Genomic DNA, 20,376 nt, shown 5'->3' on the forward strand with positions numbered 1-20,376 from the left:
TACCCCGAGTGATTAGTGCCAGTTATCTGCAAGCCGCGAAACATAAAAGCCGGAAACGCATTGCGTCTCCGGCTCATTGCAAACTTCATTGGGTTCAGTCCGAGGCGGTTTGTCAGATGGCCTGGCTTTTCAACTCATCCATCAACCGGTTGTCCACTTGACCCGTCTCCGGCAGACCGAGGCTGCGCTGGAAAGCCCGGATCGCGCTACGTGTGCGCGGGCCCATCTGGCCGTCCGGAGTACCGGTGTCAAAACCCAGATAGTTCAACTTGTCCTGCGCCTCGCGGATCATCGCCGAGTTGTCGACGGCGGTCACAGACGCATTGCTCGCCGGAAGGGCTGCCCCTTCCGTCCAGCTTGGCTGCAGCGTCACTTTATTTGCAACAGGATCCGGGGTTTTCAGTTTAAACCCTTCAACGGCAAGGCGGGCACTCGCCAAGGTTTCCTGATCCATCATGTTGGCAACATCGTCGCGCCGCTTTGCAGCCTCCGGGTCACCTTGGTCAGCAGCAATCGCAAACCACTTGTAGCTGGCGATCAGATCCTTATCGACGCCGATGCCACCGGCATAAAGGATACCGAGATTAAATAGGCTGTCTTTGACGCCATAGTTGGCAGCGTCTTCAAACCACTTGGCTGCCGATGCATAATCGGGCTGTCCGCCACCGCCTTCCGCAAAAAGAACTGCAAGGTTGTGCATAGCCTTGGCATTGCCCGCTTCAGCGGATTGCGTGTACCAAGCCTTTGCCTTCGGCAGATCCTTTTGGACCCCACGGCCCTTTTCGTAAAGGCTGGCAAGCCGGTACTGCGCCGGAGCAAGGCCCTTGTCGGCAGCCTTTTGATACCATGCAGCTGCCTTGGCAAGATCGGCAGGTACACCGTCACCTTCGGTGTATTTTACACCGATCAGGAATTCTGCAGCCGCGTCTCCACTGGCTGCCGCACTGCGCAGCGCCATCGGTCCAACACCTTCCGGCGGCAGGCTCGCCAGCAATGCAGACCCTGCCGAACCGGAAGTGGATTCGGTTTGTCCGGCTGCAGTAAACCCGCCCGGTACACCCGCCGGATCTGCGCCAAAGCTGTTTTCAACGCCGGCCGGCGGCGCAAACGCGACGCTTGGTTCGGCTTCCAAGGACTGGGACACAGCAGCTGGTGTCGGCGCAGGATCCATGACAGCCGACGGTGGCTGGCTTGTTACAGGCGGCGCCAACGCTACAGAGCCTTCAATCGCCGGCATTGGATCACTCGCTGCGATCGGTGGTGGACTGTCCGACACAACGGCACCTTCGGAAACCGTTTCAGGATCGGTAGCGGCAACACTCGAAGCCGCATCCTCAGCCGGGTTGGCAGGTGCCGCCTCGCCCACGACCATTTCATCTTGCGGAACAGCGGCTACTTGCGGGGACGTATCAGATGGCGACAGAACACCACGCGTGACGTAGAAGCCGGCCATCAACAAGACAACCGCGGCCGCTGTATAAAGGATTGCACGGCGGCGACCGCCGGAGGCTTGGGCGGGTTCCGGGGCGACCCGATCACCTGCCAGAACGGTTGTTTGCTCGTCAGAGTGGTCTGCGTCCACCGGGCTCATGTCCGCGGTTTTCAGATCGAGCGCCTCGTCGGTCGCCTCATCCTTTTCGGACGAAGACCGTTTGAGAACGTTCCGCAGCCAGCCAACACGCGCCTTGCCGCGCTCATCATCCGCCCCCTCAACGTCATCCTTTGCGGGCTTTTTCTTTTCGAGTTGCGCAGCTTCCGCAGATGCGGCCTGTGCAGCCCGGCGCGCCGCGGCGATGAAGTCGGCCTTCCGGTCCCTTGGCGTTTCAGGTGTTTCTTCAGCAACTTCTGGAGCCGGATCTGCCTTGGCTTGGCTCTCAGCCACATCGGGCTGGGCCTTTGCAAAAAGCGGTGGCCGTTCAGCAACCTTAATCGGAGAGAACAAGCTGCCTGTTGGTTCTGGCGCCGGTTCGTTCATTTGCAGCGCTGCGGGTTCGGCACGCTCTAGGGTGTCCAACCGCTCTGTGATGGACCCCAGGACGGATTTTACACCGTCAAAGGTATTGCGGGTCCGCTCCTCGCTGCCTTCAGCCGCATCCAAAAGTCGCTTGAGGTCGTTCTGCAACGACGAGATCGCGGTGTCATACTCGCTGTTTTTGGCTTTCGGCGCATTGGCAACGGCTTCCTGGGCAGCCTTCCTGGCGATACTGGCAACATCAGTGCGTGTTTCAGCAAGCCCAGCCTCAATACGCTCAAGAACAGAAGAGATCTGGTCCGAGTTTTGAGCATTGGAGGAGGATGTCTCAATCTGCTCAGCAAGAGCGGCGACCTTGGCACCCAGCATTTCAAGGCCTTTGTCGTCGACCTTTTCCCCGCTGTTGGTTACCAGTTGCGCCAGATCGGAAATCCGTTGCTCAAGGGCATCGGTGGACGCTGGCTGCGCGACCCGCTCGCGCATTGCAGTGATCTCCGAACGCAGCTTGTCGAGATCCGATGTCGTCACCGTATCTTTCGGTTGATCAAGCCGGGTCGTCAGATCATTCAAGCGGTCCTGGATCTGCGCAAGGAACTTTGAATCTGGTCCGGACGACCCTTGAGCTGCGGCGGCTGGTGCCACAACCGGACGGGCCGCCCTTTTTTCGATAGCATCAATCTTGCCTGAGATTGCCTCAAGCCGTTTGCCCAAAGCGTCGAATGCGCTGGGATCTCCGGATTGAAGTGGTTTTGCATGCTCCATCCGCTCGAGGCGGTCCACAATCTCGTTGAGACGATTGTCCAGCTGTTCCAGGTGCGCCTGATCTGCAGGAGCAGACCGGTCGTCGGCCATCATGCCGACAATGTCTTCAAGCCGCCCCTGAAGCCGCGTGATAGTCTCCGGCTCGGGCATGCGCTGCTCCATGGCAGACAACCTGCTGTCGAGACCACGCTGTTCCTTCGCCAAGGTTTCCAGATCATCCAACCGGTTGGAGACGAACTTCATCCGGTCGTCGATGCCTTCAACGAGGCCTTTCACATCGATCTGTTGCACAAACCCGCGCACTTCACGGAGTTCCGCACGCAAAGGTTCAATTTCTGCATGATCCTTCCGCTGGAGCAGATCTTCCATCCGTTCGGCGATCGACACGACACGGTCTTCAAGGACCATCATGTGCTCCGAACGCGGCAAAGCCGCGAAGGCGTCCTCAATTTCGTTCAGCCTGACAGTCACACCGCGAAGGATGCGGGGATCCACTGAAGCTCGGGACAGTTCGTCAAGCCGCTGCAAGATATGTGCGTACCCGTGCTCCAGCGTCTGAAGCGCCCCTTCAACATTGGTTCGGCCAACCAGGGACTTCAGTTCAGAAACCTCTTTGCGGATTTCCTTTGCAAGCTGGTCGTTCTTCTTATCGTTGCGCAGCCGGTCCACCATGTCGGCCAACCGCCGCAACTCGGCATTCTGACGGCTCACAGTCTCATTGGTGCCGCGTGCCATTCCCCCGAGTGCATCGCGCAGCGAACCCAGTTCCTCGCGAACATGCGCCAGAGCTTGTTCTTGCGGCTTTCTCAGAGCATCGATGCGCCGTCCCAGGTCCTTGTAGGCATGCATGGACGCATTCCGGCTGGCGATCGAGCTGCGGCGCGGAGCGCGCTGGTGGTAAGCATCGTCCTCTCCGCCGTAACCTGCATCATCATATGGGTCGTCTTCGTAGTACCCGTCGTCATCGCCATAATCATCATGATCATCGAGGGCGTCGATGGCGTAGCGGCCGGCGCGGTGGCTGCGGGACGGTGCGCGCTCGTATTCGTCCACGTAGTCTTCGTCACCTGCCAGCCCCTGGACCTGCCGGTCAAGCCGGTCAAGCGCCCCCATGACATCATCGATACCAGCGTCGGGCGCGCGCTCGCGCACCCGCCGTGGGGCTGACCGGGAGGACCGGCCGCGATTGCGTTGCGGCGCTTCGCGTTCCGCTTTTTCTGAGAGCAGGCGGTCGAGTTCGTCCGCCACCGCATCCAAGTCCTCTTCCGGCCCTCGCCCACCAGCATATGTCCGGTCGTATCCACCGAGCGCTGTCGCCGTTCGGGTAAGTCGTTCAATTCGAGCGCGCGCGGGTTCGCGGTGAGGCAAATCGTTCCGATCTAGACTGTCATACACATCTCGGCCGCGGCGTCCTGCCTCGTGTTTGTTTCTAGCCGGCATATCCTGACCCTGGGCTATTGGTCTTGAGACCACCTAAAGGAGCTGGCTAAAAACAGTGTCCGACGAAGACCGGAGTACGAGCCAGCATTTTCCAAGACTTTGTCCACTTAGGGTAAACAGGCCGTTAATTCGCCTCGCCAAATGCGATTCTGCGCATTGAGCGGCGGCCAATCGTTCAGGATATGCACAAACAATATCGAATCGTGCGCCGTGCCTTCCGCAAATTTGACAGCACGTAGTGCCGCGGACTAGACGGTGACGCAAACGTAAGCTAAACAGTGCACAAGAATTCAAGAAGAACCCGCGCCGGAAAACGCGCATGTCAGTCCTTTTTGCGAGTGAACTCGCGGTCTGCATTGGGTCTTTTCAAGTTGAAACGGCAGCCCGCTGGCAGCGGAGCAAAGCAAGAGAACAAGCAAAATGAGCGAAGCGCTTTCGATTTTGAACAACAACGATGAGCTGGTCGATGTGGTTGCAGCCTCCGACGACGGCAGCAAGAAGACGCAATTCACGATCGGCGATCTGGCGAAGGAATTTGGCTGCACGCTGCGGACACTGCGCTTTTATGAAGACAAGGGCCTGATCAATCCGAAGCGCGATGGCATGAACCGGGTCTATAACCGCCGCGACCGGGCACGCCTGAAACTGGTTCTTATGGGCAAGCAGGTTGGCTTTTCACTCTCTGAAATTCGGGACATGCTGGACCTATATGACCTGCGCGATGGACAGGTCACTCAGCTGCGGGTCGCACTTTCCCGCTTCAACGAGCAGATCGCGGTTCTTGAGAACCAGCGCAAGGACATCGAAACAGCCATTGAAGAGCTCTCACGCACCGTCGAGATCGTTTCTGGCATGCTGAAGCAAAAGGAAGCTGAAGAAGCCTGATTTGGCCAACCGTCTTTCCTACCGGCAGATCAAGCCCGGCATTCTCAAACGGAATGCCGGGCTTTTTTCATGCAACTTATGTACGCTCACACAATTTTTAATCGCATTAGGCGCATTTTCGACCATTATCTAACAGGTTGAAAAACGTAGCGTCACGCACTGTTTCAGTGCGTGCACCACCACAAAAACCTCACTTTTGATGTTTTTCAGCTCGTTTTTTGGGCTATGATTCCGTTACGACACCCCTTGTCGCCCTAGAATTTCGCGCGTATATAGATGTTCAAGGTGACGTTTACGGAAACGTCATGCAAAAAACATCTGACGGCAAATCTGGGAGGATTTCCATGCCGACATACTCCGCACCGGTTGATGATACCCTTTTCCTTTTGAAAGACGTGTTCGGATACGAGCGCTATTCCAACCTGCCGGGTTTTTCCGACGCTCCATTGGACCTCGTGGAAGCCATCCTAAAGGAAGGCGCCAAGTTTACTGAGGAAGTCCTCCAGCCAATCAACCAGTCTGGCGATCAGGAAGGTTGCACCCGGAACGACGACGGCACGGTCTCCGTTCCGAAAGGCTTCAAGGAAGCTTATGACGCTTTTTGCGAAGGCGGTTGGGGCACCCTCTCGGCTGATGCGGATTACGGCGGACAAGGTTTGCCGCACACGCTGGCAACGATCTTCAACGAGTTCGCCTCCTCCGCCAACATGGCCTTCTCCATGTATCCGGGCCTGACCGCAGGTGCGATTGCTGCGCTGACCATCCATGGAACGGATGAACAGAAGCAGACTTATCTGCCGAAGATGATCGCCGGCAAATGGACCGGCACGATGAACCTTACCGAGCCTCATTGCGGCACGGATCTCGGCCTCATCCGCACCAAAGCCGTCCCGCAAGCCGACGGTTCCTACAAGATTTCCGGCACCAAGATCTTCATTTCGGCCGGTGAACACGAAATGTCGGACAACATCATTCACCTGGTTCTGGCCCGCATCGAAGGTGCCCCGGAAGGCAACAAAGGCATCTCGCTGTTTGTCGTTCCGCGGAACGAGATTGACGAGGATGGCACAAGCGGTGCGCGCAACGGTGTGTCTTGCGGCTCCATCGAGCACAAGATGGGAATCCACGGCAACGCGACCTGCGTCATGAACTATGACGATGCGACCGGCTGGCTCGTTGGCGAAGAAAACAAGGGCCTGCGCGCCATGTTCGTCATGATGAACGAAGCCCGCCTCGGTGTGGCCGTTCAAGGTCTGTCGCAGTCGGAAGTTGCCTACCAGAACGCCGTGACATACGCGAAAGACCGCATTCAGGGCCGCGCACTCACAGGGCCGAAAAGCCCTGACAAGGCCGCCGATCCGATCATCGTTCATCCGGACGTCCGCCGCACCTTGATGTCCATCCGGGCTTTCAACGAAGCAGCCCGGGCGTTGGTCATCTGGACCGCGTTGCACGGCGACGTGTCCCATCGCTCTGAAGACGACAAGGACAAGCAGTTCTCCGACGACATGATGGGCCTCATGACACCGGTTCTCAAAGGTGTTCTGACCGACATCGGCTTCGAAAACGCGGTCAATGCCCAGCAGATGTATGGTGGCCACGGCTATATCGGCGAGTGGGGTATGGAGCAGTTCGTCCGCGACGCTCGTATCGCCATGATCTACGAGGGCGCGAACGGCATCCAGGCGCTGGATCTCGTGGGCCGCAAGCTTCCGGCGAATGGCGGCCGCGCGGTCATGAGCTTCTTCAATGAAGTCAACACGTTCTTGAAGGAAAACAAGGACAACGAAGACCTGGTCGCATTTACCGGCCCGCTGAAGAAAGGTGTCGACGATCTGCAAGCGGCTACCATGTGGTTCATGAACAACGCAATGAAGAACCCGGACAATGCCGGGGCTGGCTCAACTGACTACATGCACCTCTTCGGCCTCGTTGCACTCGGTTACATGTGGGCAAAGATCGCCAAGACGGCAAAGGAAACGTTGAACAACGGCGCCAACGGCAAGGAGCAGTGGCTCTCCGACAAGTTGGCCTTCGGCACCTTCTACATGGAACGGACCATGCCCGAGACCGCGGCGCACCTTGCCCGGATTTCAACAGGTTCAGACACCATGATGTCGGTCAGCGCCGAAGCATTTTAAGCCGAACGGCCCGGTGATCGCCGGGCCGATCATTCACCCGCGCAAAATCTGTTTGGGGCGGTATAGTCCCGCCATAAGCATATTTGTCAGGGAGATAACATCGTTATGGCTGAATTCGTTCTTCATTGCATGGCCCAGTCCGGGCATTCCTACAAAGTCGCACTCATGCTGGAGCTGTGCGGCGCGGACTGGGAAGCGTCCTGGGTCGATTTCTTCAACGGCGAAACGCGCAGCGAAGAGTTCCGCTCGTCACTGAATGAAATGGGGGAAGTCCCGGTACTTGTTCATGGCAATGAGACGCTGACCCAGTCCGCAGTCATCATGGACTATCTCGTTGAGAAGTTCGGAAGCTTTGGCTGGGACACCGACGCAGAGCGCCGCGAAATTCTACGCTGGACCATTTTCGACAATCAGAAAGTGTCCGGCATGCTCGGCCCGCTGCGGTTCATGCGCACGCTTATCAAGACCGGTGAAACCGATGTTGTGAAGTTTCTGGATGGGCGGGCCAAAAGCGCGCTGGCCATTCTGGACAAGCACTTGGCGAAAAACGATTTCGCTATCGGCTCCAAACTGACGGCAGCCGATTTTTCCCTCTGCAGCTATCTGTTTTACGAGGGCGAACTCGGCATTGACCTCAGCGAATACCAAAACGTGACCGCCTGGCTGGACCGCATAAAGTCCCAACCCGGCTGGAAACATCCTTACGACCTCATGCCCGGCCACCCTTTGCCAAGTGCCGCGTGAGGCCCGCCTGATCTAGAGGAGGATTTGATGCCTGAAGCCTATATTTACGACCACGTGCGCACCCCGCGCGGCCGTGGCAAAAAGGACGGTGCCCTGCACGAAGTGCCAGCCGTCCGCCTGGCGGCCACCGCGCTGGAAGCAATCCGCGACCGCAACGGTATCGACACGAAAAAGGTTGATGACGTGGTTCTCGGCTGCGTCGATCCGGTCGGTGAAGCCGGCGGTGACATCGCCCGTGCAGCCGTGTTCGCAGCGGATTATGACACCTCGGTTCCAGGCATGCAGATCAACCGGTTCTGTGCATCAGGCCTTGATGCCGTCAACATGGCCTCCGCTCAGGTCATGGCCGGCCAGCACAAGCTCGTGATCGCCGGTGGTGTGGAAAGCATGAGCCGTGTCGGGCTTGGCGCATCTGGTGGGGCATGGCCGATCGAGCCGCAGGTTGCCATTCCCTCCTACTTCATGCCGCAGGGCGTTTCCGCAGACCTGATCGCAACGAAATACGGCTTTAGCCGTGATGACTGCGATGCCTATGCGGTGGAGAGCCAGAAGCGTGCGGGCAAGTCCTGGGAAGACGGCAAGTTCGACAAGTCTGTCGTTCCAGTCAAGGACATCAACGGCATCACGATCCTGGCCAAGGACGAGCACATGCGCCCGGAGACGGACATGCAGTCCCTCGCCTCGCTGAACCCGTCCTTTGAAATGATGGGCGCCATGGGTGGCTTCAATGCGGTTGGCATTCAGGCCCATCCGGAAGTGGAAACCGTCAAACACGTTCACCACGCTGGCAACTCCTCCGGGATCGTTGATGGCGCAGCGGCGGTCCTGATCGGCTCCTCGACCGCCGGTCGTTCCATCGGCATGAAGCCGCGCGCGCGCATCAAGGCATTTGCCAACATCGGCTCCGAACCGGCACTGATGCTGACCGGCCCGGTTGACGTAACCGAGAAGCTTCTGAAGAACGCCAAAATGGAGATGAAGGACATCGATCTCATCGAGATCAACGAAGCCTTTGCCTCCGTCGTTCTGCGCTACCAGCAGGCATTCGATCTCGACCCCGAGACGGTCAACGTCAACGGTGGAGCCATCGCACTTGGCCACCCGCTCGGCGCGACCGGTGCGATGATCCTTGGAACCGTCCTGGACGAGCTGGAACGCCGTGATCTCAACACAGCGCTGGTCACGCTCTGCATTGGTGCCGGCATGGGCACGGCAACCATCATCGAACGCGTTTAAGGGTAATGTGGAGGATATATAATGACTTACAAAAACTTCACGATCGAAACCGACGAAGACGGCATTGCACTGATCACATGGGACATGCCGGAGAAATCGATGAACGTCATCGATCTCAGCGTCATGGAAGAACTCGATGCTGTAGTTGACCAGGTTGTCGGCGATGAGGCCATCAAGGGCGCGGTCATCACATCCGGTAAGAGCGCGTTTTCCGGCGGCGCAGACCTGACCATGCTGGAAGGTCTCTTGAAAGACTTCCACGTGCAGCGCGCGAAAGATCCAGAAGCTGCCGCAAAAGCGCTTTTCGAAGGCTCCCGCAAACTCACTCTAGTTTACCGGAAGCTGGAAACCTGCGGCAAACCGTTTGTTGCAGCCGTGAACAGCACGTCCATGGGCGGTGGCACCGAGTTGGCGCTCGCTTGTCATGCGCGGGTTGTCGACGAAGACCTGAAAATGGGTCTGCCGGAAGTGAAAGTTGGCCTGTTCCCGGGTGCTGGTGGCACACAGCGCGTGATGCGCATGGCCGACGGCCAGCAGGGGATGCAGTTCCTCTTGCAGGGCAAGACGCTCCGTGCGCCGCAAGCCAAACAGCTGAAGCTTGTTGATGAGGTGACCCAATCCAAGAAGCTGGTTGCCGCGGCCAAGAAAATGCTGAAGGCCGGTGTTGATCCGGTCAAGCCTTGGGACAAGAAGGGCTTCAAGCTCCCCAATGGCAAGGTCTACTCTCCGGCGGGCTTCCAGTTCTGGCCGGCCGCAAACGCGATATACCGCCGGGAAACCTTCGACAACTACCCGGGCGCCCGCTACCTGCTTCATGCGGTTGTGGAAGGTCTGCAGTTGCCGATGGATCTCGCCCTTCAGGTTGAAAGCCGCTACTTCGCGAAGGTGCTGCAGACCCCGGAAGCCGCCAACATGATCCGCTCCCTGTTCGTCTCCATGCAGGAGCTGAACAAAGGCGCACGCCGCCCCATCGACCAACGTCCGAACAACATCAAAAAAGTTGGCATTCTCGGCGCGGGCTTTATGGGAGCGGGCATTGCCTATGTCACCGCGCAAGCTGGCATCAACGTGGTGCTAATTGACCGCGACCAAGAAGCTGCTGACAAGGGCAAGGCCCACACGGACGACCTGCTGACCAAGGCGGTCAAGCGCGGCCGCTCAACTGAAGATCAAAAGGCCAAGGTTCTGTCCCGCATTCAGGCGACCGCGGATTACGAAGAACTCGCCGATTGTGATCTTGTGATTGAGGCCGTTTTTGAAGATCGCGAGATCAAGAAAACAGTGACCGAAAAGGCCGAAGCGGTGATGAAGTCACGGGCGATCTACGCGTCCAACACCTCGACCTTGCCGATCACGTCTCTGGCCCAAGCCTCCAAACGTCCGAAGAACTTCATCGGCATTCACTTCTTCTCGCCAGTCGACAAGATGATGCTGGTGGAAGTGATCATGGGCAAACGGACGTCCGACCGGGCCCTTGCCATGGCTCTCGATTACATCAAGGCCATCAAGAAGACCCCGATCGTCGTCAACGACAGCCGCGGTTTCTACACATCACGCGTTGTCATGACCTACATCCGCGAAGGCCTGATGATGCTGGCGGACAGCATTCCGGCACCAATGATCGAAAACGCGGGCAAGATGGCCGGCATGCCGGTTGGTCCGCTGTCCCTCGGGGACGAAGTCGCGCTTGATCTTGCGTGGAAAATCGTATCGGCAACCCGCAAGGATCTTGGCGTCAAATACGTTGAAGGTCCACTCGACAACATCCTGGAAGAGATGGTCGTCAAGCGGGAGCGCTTTGGCCGCAAGAACGGCAAGGGCTTCTACGACTACAACGGCAAGGACAAAAGCCTGTGGCCGGGCATTCCGGACGTCGTTGGCCAGCCGAAATCGGCAGACAGTTTCAACATCGAAGAGCTGAAGCAACGCTTGCTCGTGATGCAGGCCCTGGAATCTGCTCGGATCTTTGAAGAAAACTGCCTCACCGACGTGCGCGAGGCCGATGTCGGCTCGATCCTCGGATTCGGGTTTGCGCCCTACACTGGCGGCACGCTCAGCTACATCGACATGATGGGCACGACCGAGTTTGTGGAACTTTGCAAGAAGTTCACGCGCAAGTGGGGACCACGCTTCAAGCCAAACAAGCTGCTGCGTGACATGGCCAAGACCAACGAAACCTTCTACGGCCGGTTCCCGCCAAAAGGCGAAGTCGCTGTCAAAGACGCCGCTTGATAACAAGCAGAACCGCTTTAGCCTTTGACGCCGCTTTCTTCGGAAAGCGGCGTTTTCTTTTCCCATCACTTTAGTGTTTGCAAAATACGACGCGACTTGATCCCAACTGCCGCCTCATGCAAAGTGGAGGTAAGAAAAAGACCTTAAGGTTTGCGTGGAGGGGAAATGCCGCTTGACGGAGAGTGGGCGCGCGCGGATGTGCTGCGTGTCTTGCGGGATGTTTGTCCAAACGACAGGTTGGACTGGGCTCATATCGCCAAAGTGTATAACTTTGACCTTCAGGCTCTGGATGATCCGCAGGGTATCGTTCCCATAACAGCTTGGCATGGCACCTTTGAATATGTCGCGAGTTCTCTGAATGATGACGCGATCATGTTCGACATGTTCAACAAGCTGGATGTCGGCAGCTTTTCCATATTCGACTACGTTTTTGCCTGCGCGCCGTCTTTGCGTGATGCGTGTCAGGCCTGGGTCCGTTTCATCCAGATCCGTACGAACGCCTATAGAATAAGGTTCGAAGAAACAGAGACCGGTGCCTTTATCGAATGGCCCAGCCTGGAGGGACGCGGGGAGTGGCGGCAAAACATGTTTGCCCGGATAGGCTGGGCAGCCCGGCAGCTGGAACATGCGCTCGACATGAAAGTCCCGCCAATCCTCATTGAAATCGCAACCTACCCGCCAGAAAAGACGTCCGCCTTTCAAAAGAAATATCAAGGCCGCATCCAGTTTCGTGCGCCGACGAACCGGATCAGCTTACCAAAGGCGTTGCTCAACAGGCCTTTGCGGCGTCAGGATCCGCATCTCTACCAGATCATTTTAAAATCAGCGCTTCAGGAACTGGATGAATTCGGGCAGATGGTCTCTCCGATCTCACGCCTGGCAAACGAGATCGCTGCCAGCCTGTCTGAAGGTGGGGCTGCGTTGCCAAAGATCGCGGCGAAAATCGGGATGTCACAACGGGCAATCCAGCGCCTTCTGGCAAAAGAGGGGACGACATACCGTCAGTTGAACGAAGAAATCAGGAAATCTGCAGCAGAACGTTACCTGCGCTCAACAGATCTTCCGATGAAGGAGATTGCTTATCTCCTCGGGTTTTCCGAACTCAGCACCTTCTCGCGGGCCGTCAAATTATGGTTCGGTGAAAGCCCCAGAAAAGTTCGCGAGAAACTGGCGGCATGCCGGACAGAAACAGCGCGAACAATCGACGACTACGATGTGTCTGGATCATCTGCTGCTCCCCCTCAGGATCTAATCAAACCCACGTGACTTCAAACCCCCAGGATATGCCGCAACAAACGATGGTAGTCGGCTGCAGAGACCCATACGAATTGCGGTCCGCTTTGAGCGGCAGATTGCAATCTATTGGAGAGAGTAAGGATACTATCGGAGAATAGAGCGCGGCAGCAGGTCGGGCTCCTGCATACCGCGCTAAAACTTCCCTTACCTGGAAACGCCTAATGGAGATCCCGGCACTGGTGCGGATCGACGCCAATCGTCTCCGATTGAAGTGCATCGTCAATCCCCAGCTACGCCGTCTTGCCTGTTGGGCTCTGCAGTCCCGTTAAAACACAGCTGCGATTATTGTCTTTCACAAACCGGCGTGGAAGCTGACCGCGTACGAGTGTGGGTGGGTTGTACACGCCCAAGTAAGTCTTCCAGGGTCATTGTTAGAGCAAAACGGACCTTTTGTCATTAGCTTGTTACGTACACATTTTTGCGATTTACGACACCAAGTATAGTTAACAATGTTTAGTTTTCGAATGCCGTTTCGCGTTTTTCGCTCTTTTGTTTCATTCCAGCAAAAATGTTTACATTGAAACACTTGGCTCAGGTGCTTACGTCTAACACCAGAAAATGCATCACCGGAGAATCAGATGTCCGACAATAACTTGAACCGTTTTATGGGGGGCTCTCCCGGGCAGGTTTTGTTGCGTCTCATTTTCCTGTCATTTGTTGTTGGTATCATTCTCGCCGCCCTGAATCTGAACCCAATCGATCTTGTCCATATGGCCATTGAGTTTGTCGAACGGCTTTGGAATATGGGCTTTCATGCACTTGGCCGCCTAGGGGGATACCTTGCAGCAGGAGCCGTCGTCGTCATTCCGATTTGGATTCTCCTGCGCTTGATGGCCGTCGGCAGAGGCAGATAGAAACGCATCACACTCTATGCGGGAGTTTTAACCAAGCATTAACCAATCCGAATGGATATTAACGATTGTTTCATTTCGGATTGTTTCATGTCTGTTCTTTCAATCATCACGCATTCCAGCCAGCAACAATTTGCCTTCCGGCTTCATGGCAATGCAGCAAACCTCCAGAAGTCGGTCGAGACAGCTGAAACGCTTGCCGACCAGATCGGCATGGTAAGCTCTCCCCTCTCTGAAGAGGAACAAAAGGCAGCGCAGGATCTCATCAAGGATTTCAAAAACGCGGTTGCGACCAGCGCGGGCATGTCACGTGCCTTGAAAGACAACGAAGACGCGCTCCGGGAAGAACGTCTGGCCCGCATCGAAGCGCGGATTGAGCAACTGAAAGAGCTGCTGCGGTTTGCAACACCGGAACAGGCCAAACGCCTGCTCAAAGAGCTCAAGCAGATTTCGAAGGAATTCAGCAGTGCTGCCAACGGGCTCAAAAAGGCCGCCGGAGAATTGGGAGGTGGTTCAGGCAGCTCCCTGAGCGCGACGGCCAACGCTGTCAGCTCCGTGATTTCCAGTACACTCGGCAGCGCATCACAGCCTCCCACAGCGTCTAATCAGGTTGCCGTCGGTTCGAGCGCTGCCCAGGTCGCAACCGCAAAGCACCTCTCAGAACCCGCCGTCTCCAATCCGGATACTGGCACGCCATCTGAGCACACTGGGATAAAGGGCGGGACCGCCACTGGGCGCGAATCCAAAACCCGGGAAGAACAGACCGAAGTGTTGAAAGCCGGCGTCTTCGCATATGCTGAACAGCAGGCCAAATCGGAAACTGCTCACAAGGACAGCCGCATCGCCGGGATGCGCGATGAAAAAGATCGGTTGCGCAAGGTGGGCGAGGATATCGAAATGCTGGCCAAATGGCTGGAAGCGCTTGCTGAAAAAGATGACGATACCAAAGACGACCTCGACGACATCCGGGATGAATTGAAAGCTGGCCGGGATGACCTGAATGATCCTGAGCTCGTAGAAACATTAAGATCCAAGGTCACTGAATTCGGAACGAGCGCAAGTCAGTTTCAAGAAACAGCTGTCACCGGGTCCAGAATCGGCGTCACAACGCCCGTGGTCCAAGCGAACATTGTGGTCTGACATCACCCCAAAACACTAGTTCTTTTGGACCGCCTTTCGGATTCCCAAATCGATAGCGCCGTTCTGTGTAAAGTCACATGACGATCGGCCAATTCCGCAATGTCGGTTGAGTATCCACCGCCAAGAACACCGGCCAGCGGGATCCCATAGCTGCGGACAGTTTCGATGACATAGCGGTCGCGCGCTTTCAGGCCATCTCGAGACAGGGCCAAACGGCCTAGCCTGTCTTCAAAATATGGATCAACACCCGCATTATAGAAAACTAGGTCCCAAGCCTCTTGGCGCAGCAGATCAGGCAGAACTTCTTGGAGAGCCGTCAGGTAGGCGGCATCTTCCATTGCATCCGGTAGGGCAAGGTCAAGATGCGACGGCACCTTTCGAACCGGATAGTTTTTGGCCGAATGCATTGAAAACGTGAAGATATCCGGATCACCTGAAAAGATATCGGCGGTCCCGTCACCCTGATGCACGTCGAGATCAATCACCAATGCCTTTCGGATTGCACCATCAGCCTGCAGGACTTTCAAGGCAACTGCGACGTCATTGAAGACACAAAAGCCGGCACCATGTGCGCGCCGGGCGTGGTGGCTGCCGCCCGCCGTGTTGCAAGCAAGGCCGTGCTCCAGGGCAAGATAGCCGGTTAAAACCGAGCCTCCGGTTGCACACCGGGCCCGCAGCGCGATATCCGCGCGCATGGGAAAGCCGATTTCCCGGGCGATCTTTTCCGGTACTTCCGCATTGAAAACCTGGTCGACATAGACTGGATCATGTGCAAGCGCGACCCACTCGAACGGCGCAGGACGAGGACGGTAAAAGTCGGCACTTCCAAGCAAACCTTCCGCCCGGATAAGTTCGGCGACAGCGCGGAACTTGTCCATCGGAAACCGGTGGTTTGCAGGAAGGTCGGCACAATAGGCAGGGTGATGCACGATCGGAAGTGTCATTTGCTCAAATATAGACAAAACCGCTTGTCCGAAAAGCCACATGACCGCCATGCGCGTGCGTGCCCTTGACGCGCCCCCGCTCCAAGGCGATGACTGCAGATTGAATCGAAAGTGTTTGCATGTCCTCCCCAGCTTCCACCGAAAACGTCGCCCCAGCGGCTGACCTGACCGTGACCCATCGCGGTGTCCTGGCCATCGCGGTGCCGATGACGCTTGCCTATCTGTCGACGCCGCTTCTTGGTGTTGTCGATATGGCTGTAATCGGCCGGCTCGGAGACGCTGCCCTGATTGGCGGCATCGCGCTCGGCGGCATCATCTTCGATCTGGTTTTCACCACCTTCAACTTTCTGCGCTCTGGTACCACTGGCCTGACGGCCCAGGCGCTTGGCGCACGCGACGAGGCCGAAATTCGGGCGACTCTCCTGCGGGCTTTGGCGATTGCCGGGATCGGCGGTGCGCTGGTGATCATATGCCAGATACCGCTGTTGATGGCGGGGCAATGGTTTCTTGGCGGCAGCGAGGACGTTCAGGCGGCGACGACACGCTACTTCGACATTCGCATTTACAGCGCGCCGTTCCTTCTTGCCAACTATGCGATCCTGGGCTGGTTCATCGGCCTTGGACGCGCTGGCACCGGGCTGATGGTGCAGCTGTTTTTGAACTGCCTCAACATTGCACTCAGCATCTGGTTCGTCATGGGGCTGGGTTGGAGTGTCGAAGGCGCCGCGCTCGCAACGGTTCTCAGCGAAGTTGCGACCACTGTTTTCGGCCTGACCATCATCCTGGCGCGCCCGCGACCAGGCACTTGGCCGAGCGCGCAGATTGTGTTCGACAAACGTCTCTTGTTGCGGATGATGGCACTGAACCGGGACATCATGATCCGGTCCTTTGCGCTGCTTTATGCATTCGCCTTCTTCATGGCCCGCTCTGCCGATCAAGGGGACGCGGTGCTTGCCGCCAATGCCGTCTTGCAAAAATTCACCATGATCGCGGCCTATTTCCTCGACGGCCTGGCGACAGCCGCAGAACAGCTGGCTGGATGGGCCGTTGGCGCTCGGAAACGCAAGGCCTTTGACCGGGCGTTGAAACTGACGGCGCTGTGGAGCTTTGCCATGGCAGCGCTTCTGTCCGTGTTTTTTGCCCTGTTCGGCCACATGATCATTGATCTTCTCACCACCAATGAAGACGTCCGGGCTCTGTCCAGGACTTACCTGATCTGGGTGGTGGTCGCGCCGCTTCTCGGGGTTCTCGCTTATCAGATGGACGGCGTTTACATCGGCGCAACCTGGTCCGGAACCATGCGCAACATGATGCTGGTGTCGCTCGCCGTCTATATCGCCGCCTATTATGCGCTGTTTCCGCTGATGGGAAACCATGGTCTCTGGCTAGCAATTTCGATGTTTCTCGGACTGCGCGGCCTGACACTTTTGGCGGTTTGCCAGCGCCGCGCTGCTGAAACCTTCGGCTAGCGGTTATTGCGTTTACGGCTCTTTGGATGCCCAGTCATCAACGCTGGCATCGCGGGCTGCCCGCAATGACGCCAATCCTTTTTCGTCAAGTTTGACAGCAAGGCCTTTGAGGATTTCGTCGATCAGCGACGCCCCCTTGAAAACAAGAGCGGAATAGAGCTGGAGCAGATCGGCTCCGGCGCGGATCTTCTCCCAGGCAGTTTCTGCGCTGTCGATACCGCCAACACCAATAATCGGGAGATCCGGTCCCGCCATCTTGCGTGCCTTTGCCAGCATAATGGTTGATCTTTGGAATAACGGACGGCCGGAAAGGCCCCCGGTCTCCTGGAAAGGCCCTTCGCCGCTCAAGCCTTCCCGCGAAATGGTGGTGTTGGAAACAATCAGACCATCAACCTTTTTGTCCAAGACTTCTTCGACGATGTCCTGAAGGTCGCCCTCGACAACGTCCGGCGCAATCTTCAAGAGAACCGGCACCTGCCGGCCGATTTTCACAGTTGCGTCATCGCGCGCAGCCATGACGCGGGTCAGCAGGTCTGCAAGCGCGGATCGTGCCTGCAGGTCTCTCAGTCCGGGCGTATTCGGCGAAGAAATATTCACCGTGAAGTATGAGGCAAACTCCGCGAATTCGTGGATACCGGCAACGTAATCCGCGTTCCGGTCTTCAGAATCCTTGTTTGCACCGACATTGATGCCGACCACGCCAGGAGTTCCGTTCCGAGCTTTTAGACGGTCCCGCAGAGCAGCGTGGCCATCGTTGTTGAATCCATACCGGTTGATGACCCCAAGATCGTTCGGCAAACGGAACACGCGTGGTTTTGGGTTCCCGGGTTGAGCGCGCGGCGTAACCGAACCTGCTTCCGTGTACCCAAACCCGAGCTTCAGCAGGGCATCCGGTACTTCACCGTTCTTGTCAAAGCCGGCTGCCATGCCAAGAGGGTTCGGGAAAGTCAGATCCCAAAGGTTGACGGCGAGCCGGGCATCCACTGGGCTTGTCCTCGACGGCACCAAACCGGATTTCAGGCCTAAAATTGTCACGCGGTGGGCTGCTTCCGCGTCCAGCAACTGAAGGCCCTTTTGGATTGCCGTTTCAAACACGTTGCCGCTCATACCGCCAGCTCCGGAAACACGTGCGCCCCATCATCACCGAGGGGAAGATCCTTTACCCAAACCGCCGAAGCTGGATCGAGGTCGGAGTAAAGATGCGGAAACAAGGCTCCGCCTCGCGACGGTTCCCATTTCAGGGTGTCACCAAAGCTTGTGTCGTCGAACGCGACGATGAGCAAATCGTTCTGGCCGGCGAAATGCTTGGCAGCAGTTTCCCGGACCTGCTCAGCGCTGGAGAAATGAATGAAACCATCAGCCAGATCCACAGGAGCTCCTTTAAACACGCCAGATTGTTCGGCTGCCTGCCACATGGTTTTGGGCACAATTTTGAAGATCGCTGTCATGCGCTGGTTTCGCTCCATGCGGGGTTGGGTCCATCGGAGTAATAAAAGTCCGTTGTCCGGGATAATTTCGGCGGACACTACTCATGCTCGTCGGGACAGACAAGCAGTGCACTCTTGTCTGTGCTGCCATTCTTGCTTTTTGACAGAAAAAACTGCACTCACCATACTCGGAAAAAAGGTATTTATTCCTGTTTGATTGGTGGTGGGAGACGGGCCCTGATGCTGTCGCACGAAAAAGTATGGGCTGCCATTGATGCGTTGGCCTCTTACAACGAGATGACGCCGTCAGGCCTGGCGAAGAGAGCCGGACTGGATCCGACCACCTTCAACCGCTCGAAACGCTTTGCCGGTGATGGGCGTCCCCGGTGGCCATCGACCGAATCCCTTGCAAAGATCCTTGAGGCCACAGGCGAAAGCCTGAAAAGCTTTGCCGGGCGGGTGGAAGCCCCAGAACAAAGGCCGTCGACGACCCTTTCTGCGCTGCCGGTTGTCGGCTTTTCCAATGCGCATGAGGAAAACGCGTTCGACACCACCGGCCGCCCGACGGGAGAACACTGGGAAACAATCGTTTTTCCGACAGACCACACCCAGAACATTTTTGCCCTTGAGGTGTCTGGTGACGCCTTGCTGCCGCTTTATCGTGAAGGTGACCTGATTGTTGTTGCGCCGTCCGCTGCGGTCCGGCGCGGTGACCGGATTGTGTTAAAACCCTCAGAAGGCGGTCTTGCCGTCTACACGCTTTTGAAACGGACACCGAAAACCTTGCAGGTCCAGACAATCGGGGACAATCCGGAGAAGGCGGCGCTTCTCCACTCGGCAATTGAGTGGACAGCCCGTATCATCTGGGCGAGCCAATAACAGGGTTGAGATCCGGATATGAAAATCCGCTCACTGGTCGTCCCACTTGCAGTCGTCGGTGCTTTCGCCGGCGCGGTGGCGTGGCTCATTATCGCAGAACCGCCCGCTATACCTGAGCCGGAGATCGTCTCTTCTCAAACCGAACCGGTTGTGGCGGCCAAACCTGAAAATGATGCAGCTCCGCTTGCCCCGAGTGTGCCACCGCAGGAAGAACAAGCTACCGCGTCCCCGCCAGATGCAGTTCGGGACGTATCGCCGGACGGTGTATCGGCACCTCAGGTCACCGGCAAACTTACCCGTGTCGGGCCGTCGGAACGGCTGTTAGAACTCCTGAACCCGCCGGTCGAACCAGTCCCGGATGGTCCGCTGGAACTGGTCCGCGTTGAAGTCCCGGATGCAGGACATTTGAAGTCCGGGCGCCTGACAGTGCGCCTTGCCCATATTGAATCGCTGGATCTGGAAGCCACCTGCAAGACAGAACTGGGTGCCTCGTGGCCTTGCGGCATGCGGGCCAGAACCTTTCTACGAGGCCTCATCCGGCGCTTGAAAGTCAGCTGTGTCAAACAAGAAGACCTGGCTCCTCAGGAAATCTCGGCAGTCTGCACCCGAGGCGCAATCGATCTAAGTTCGCAATTGGTCCGCTTTGGCTGGGCAACGCCGCTGGAAACTGCCCCGGATGAATTCAAGGAACTCGCAGAAGCGGCCAAAGCCAAGGAGATCGGCCAGTGGCAGACCGAGTGGCTGACAGATCTTCCGCAAGCAGATTGGGCTGAACCCAGCGCCCTCAACGAAATCGATCTGCAACAACTCGCGCCTGACGTTGTTGATTGGAGCCTGCGGCCCCTCACAGACGGCACGACAACGAACTCTGGCAACACAGATACTCAGCCTCAGGTTGAGTGAGCCGCAAGAATATACCTTAATAACTCTTAGACATTGGACGATAGGTATTTGACCT

General features: G+C 57.0%; 15 protein-coding genes. 11 read left to right on the top strand and 4 right to left on the bottom strand.

Annotated elements, in window-relative coordinates; genetic code table 11:
• Positions 1-112: 112 nt before the first annotated feature.
• Entirely contained in the window at positions 113-4,174 is a 4,062-nt protein-coding gene (locus ACQY4Z_RS06220; RefSeq protein ID WP_428527633.1) for a peptidoglycan-binding protein, read from the bottom strand.
• Positions 4,175-4,594: 420 nt separating this feature from the next.
• Between ACQY4Z_RS06220 and ACQY4Z_RS06225 the strand changes: the two genes are divergently transcribed.
• The 8 genes from ACQY4Z_RS06225 to ACQY4Z_RS06260 all read left to right on the top strand — a co-directional run bounded on the left by ACQY4Z_RS06225 (position 4,595) and on the right by ACQY4Z_RS06260 (position 14,699).
• Positions 4,595-5,059, top strand: a complete 465-nt coding sequence (locus ACQY4Z_RS06225; RefSeq protein ID WP_008192637.1) for a MerR family transcriptional regulator — start codon at positions 4,595-4,597, stop codon at positions 5,057-5,059.
• A gap of 344 nt (positions 5,060-5,403) precedes the next feature.
• A complete protein-coding gene (locus tag ACQY4Z_RS06230; protein ID WP_428527636.1) occupies positions 5,404-7,200 on the top strand; it encodes an acyl-CoA dehydrogenase C-terminal domain-containing protein in 1,797 nt (598 codons plus the stop codon).
• Between the two features lie 105 nt (positions 7,201-7,305).
• Positions 7,306-7,944 (top strand): glutathione S-transferase family protein, encoded by a 639-nt coding sequence (locus ACQY4Z_RS06235; RefSeq protein WP_428527638.1) that lies wholly within the window; start codon positions 7,306-7,308, stop codon positions 7,942-7,944.
• Between the two features lie 27 nt (positions 7,945-7,971).
• Positions 7,972-9,180 (top strand): acetyl-CoA C-acetyltransferase, encoded by a 1,209-nt coding sequence (locus ACQY4Z_RS06240; RefSeq protein ID WP_428527640.1) that lies wholly within the window; start codon positions 7,972-7,974, stop codon positions 9,178-9,180.
• Positions 9,181-9,201: 21 nt separating this feature from the next.
• Positions 9,202-11,412, top strand: a complete 2,211-nt coding sequence (locus ACQY4Z_RS06245; protein ID WP_428527642.1) for a 3-hydroxyacyl-CoA dehydrogenase NAD-binding domain-containing protein — start codon at positions 9,202-9,204, stop codon at positions 11,410-11,412.
• A gap of 165 nt (positions 11,413-11,577) precedes the next feature.
• Entirely contained in the window at positions 11,578-12,678 is a 1,101-nt protein-coding gene (locus ACQY4Z_RS06250; RefSeq protein WP_428527644.1) for an AraC family transcriptional regulator ligand-binding domain-containing protein, read from the top strand.
• Between the two features lie 608 nt (positions 12,679-13,286).
• Entirely contained in the window at positions 13,287-13,562 is a 276-nt protein-coding gene (locus tag ACQY4Z_RS06255; RefSeq protein WP_428527646.1) for a DUF6460 domain-containing protein, read from the top strand.
• An 87-nt stretch (positions 13,563-13,649) separates the two neighbouring features.
• Positions 13,650-14,699, top strand: coding sequence for a hypothetical protein (locus ACQY4Z_RS06260; RefSeq protein ID WP_428527648.1), 1,050 nt, complete (start codon positions 13,650-13,652; stop codon positions 14,697-14,699).
• A 2-nt stretch (positions 14,700-14,701) separates the two neighbouring features.
• Here ACQY4Z_RS06260 and ACQY4Z_RS06265 read toward each other — a convergent pair whose 3' ends face one another.
• The gene (locus ACQY4Z_RS06265; RefSeq protein WP_428529728.1) at positions 14,702-15,643 is read right to left on the bottom strand and encodes a histone deacetylase family protein; all 942 of its coding nucleotides are present in this window, start codon (positions 15,641-15,643) and stop codon (positions 14,702-14,704) included.
• A gap of 119 nt (positions 15,644-15,762) precedes the next feature.
• Here ACQY4Z_RS06265 and ACQY4Z_RS06270 point away from each other — a divergent pair, with 119 nt between their 5' ends.
• Complete coding sequence (locus tag ACQY4Z_RS06270) at positions 15,763-17,112, top strand: MATE family efflux transporter (RefSeq protein ID WP_428527650.1); 1,350 nt, start codon at positions 15,763-15,765, stop codon at positions 17,110-17,112.
• Positions 17,113-17,124: 12 nt separating this feature from the next.
• On the opposite strand, the gene ACQY4Z_RS06275 is transcribed toward ACQY4Z_RS06270, so the two are convergent.
• Positions 17,125-18,219, bottom strand: coding sequence for a quinone-dependent dihydroorotate dehydrogenase (locus tag ACQY4Z_RS06275; RefSeq protein WP_428527652.1), 1,095 nt, complete (start codon positions 18,217-18,219; stop codon positions 17,125-17,127).
• Positions 18,216-18,560 carry a DUF952 domain-containing protein gene (locus tag ACQY4Z_RS06280; RefSeq protein ID WP_428527654.1) on the bottom strand — a complete coding sequence of 115 codons (345 nt, stop codon included), beginning with the start codon at positions 18,558-18,560 and terminating at the stop codon, positions 18,216-18,218. Before ACQY4Z_RS06280 ends, ACQY4Z_RS06275 begins: the two co-directional genes overlap by 4 nt.
• A 219-nt stretch (positions 18,561-18,779) precedes the next feature.
• Here ACQY4Z_RS06280 and ACQY4Z_RS06285 point away from each other — a divergent pair, with 219 nt between their 5' ends.
• On the top strand, positions 18,780-19,418 hold the full coding sequence (locus ACQY4Z_RS06285) for a S24 family peptidase (protein WP_428527656.1): 639 nt from the start codon (positions 18,780-18,782) through the stop codon (positions 19,416-19,418).
• Between the two features lie 18 nt (positions 19,419-19,436).
• On the top strand, positions 19,437-20,321 hold the full coding sequence (locus ACQY4Z_RS06290; RefSeq protein WP_428527658.1) for a thermonuclease family protein: 885 nt from the start codon (positions 19,437-19,439) through the stop codon (positions 20,319-20,321).
• Positions 20,322-20,376: the final 55 nt, after the last annotated feature.

This window comes from Roseibium sp. (genome assembly GCF_965276855.1).
In the GTDB taxonomy this organism is placed as follows: domain Bacteria; phylum Pseudomonadota; class Alphaproteobacteria; order Rhizobiales; family Stappiaceae; genus Roseibium.